At 62.9% G+C, this 1,685-nt stretch carries 2 protein-coding genes; one reads left to right on the top strand and one right to left on the bottom strand.

Annotation, left to right across the window (positions count from 1 at the left end):
- Positions 1–50 precede the first annotated feature (50 nt).
- Positions 51–203 (top strand): hypothetical protein, encoded by a 153-nt coding sequence (locus tag AB4Y42_RS43880; RefSeq protein WP_368691646.1) that lies wholly within the window; start codon positions 51–53, stop codon positions 201–203.
- On the opposite strand, the gene AB4Y42_RS43885 is transcribed toward AB4Y42_RS43880, so the two are convergent.
- Complete coding sequence (locus AB4Y42_RS43885; RefSeq protein WP_368691647.1) at positions 179–1,594, bottom strand: PLP-dependent aminotransferase family protein; 1,416 nt, start codon at positions 1,592–1,594, stop codon at positions 179–181. The two genes, AB4Y42_RS43880 and AB4Y42_RS43885, sit on opposite strands and share 25 nt — an antisense overlap.
- Positions 1,595–1,685: the final 91 nt, after the last annotated feature.

The raw sequence follows: 1,685 nt of genomic DNA on the forward strand, positions 1-1,685 counted from the left end.
GATTCCTCCTAAGACTGCGTGGCGACGCAGTGCAGCGGTGACTTAACGATATGGCTCAGCGCAACGTGACGCCCCAGCCGGTGAACGGCATCGTGTCCGTTCACTGGTCGTTAAAAAAGTACGAAAAACCGGAAGAAATGGTGTGCCAGCTGGCCCACGACCTGCCGGCGCTTTCGCATCAGCTCAGCTTGCGGATCAGCTGATGCAAGCGATCGCAGGCCGCTGGAATCTGTTGTTCGATCGCCGGCGCAACGCCAAGCAGCAGCCCCGAGCGCTGCGTGGACTCGGAGCAGTACCAGATCGATAGCGGCGCGGGCGCGATCCCGTAGGCATAGGACTCCCGTGCGATCCGCTTGTCGTCGGCGCCATCGGCGAGCCGAACCACCACTGCCAGACCAGCCGGATAGGCGTCAAATCCCCTGGACTCGAGCGCGGTCATCAGTGCCTGGCCGCGGCCCGCGTAGATGCGTTTCATGCGACGCAAGTGCCGCATGTAATGCCCGTCACGCATGAACTCGGCCATTGCCATCTGTACTGCCGGCCCCGGTGCGGAAGACAGGCACGCTGCCGCTTCATCGAAGCGGGGTACCAGGGCGGGGGGCACCACCACAAATCCCAGTCGCAGCTTCGGGCTGATGGTCTTGCTGAACGTCCCGATGTGAATGACACGCCCCGCTCGATCCTGCGACGCCAGCGCTGGCGCCGCGCGGCGTTTCAGCTGCAGCTCGCCCAGATAGTCGTCTTCGATAATCCATGCCTGCGCCCGGGCCGCCCACTCCAGTAGTTGCCGCCGGCGCGCGAGCGACAAGGTCGGACCCAACGGCGCCTGTTGCCCCGCGGTGACCAGCGCCAACGCGGCATCCGGTGCATGCGTTTCGCCGAAGCCGACGTCAATGCCTTCTTCGTCGACGGGAATCGGAACCGTCGTGATCTGGCCAATTTCCAGGGCCTTGCGACTCAGCAAATATCCGGGATTCTCGACCCATGCCTTGCGGCCTTGGGCCTGAAGCACGAGTAGCGCGATACCGAGCCCCCCCGAGAATCCTGCCGTGATGTAGATCTGCGAGGGCTGGCACTCAATGCCGCGTGACAAGGCCAGATGCGCGGCGATTTCCCGGCGGAATTCATGTTCGCCGCGCGGGTCCGGGTAGGATGCGGGCGCTTCAACTTCATCGCGTGCCGCCCGGGCGCGCAGACGTGCAAACAACGTGTTTGGAAAACAGTCCGATGCCGGCACGCCCATCTGGAACACTGCAGGGCCGGGCAGGAAGTGCTGGTATAGCGCCGACTGCAAATCCGTCTCTATCGATCGCGCCCGTTCCGCGATGGGGCTCACGGTGGGTATGTGCTCGGAGACCCTGGTCCCGCCCGCGCGCGACGAGACAATCAACTGCGCATCGGTCAGCCGCTCATAGGCGGTCTTGACGGTGCCGCGCGCCACACCAAGCTGCGCGGCAAGATCCACCCACGACGGCAGCCTGGCGCCCGGGGCCAGTACACCACTCTCGATGACGCCAGTAATCGCCAGGCGTATCTGTTCCGCAAGTGCTGTCTTGGAACCGCGGTCGAGCTTCAGATTCAGAATATTTGTCATGGTGGGTGGTGCATCAAGTTTTCGCGTTCTTGGTTCTTTTTCGTGGACCATAGCCGATGCATGATTCTAGCCACCAAGGAGCTGATCATGA

Origin of the sequence: Paraburkholderia sp. EG286B, from assembly GCF_040965655.1 — a bacterium.
In the GTDB taxonomy this organism is placed as follows: domain Bacteria; phylum Pseudomonadota; class Gammaproteobacteria; order Burkholderiales; family Burkholderiaceae; genus Paraburkholderia.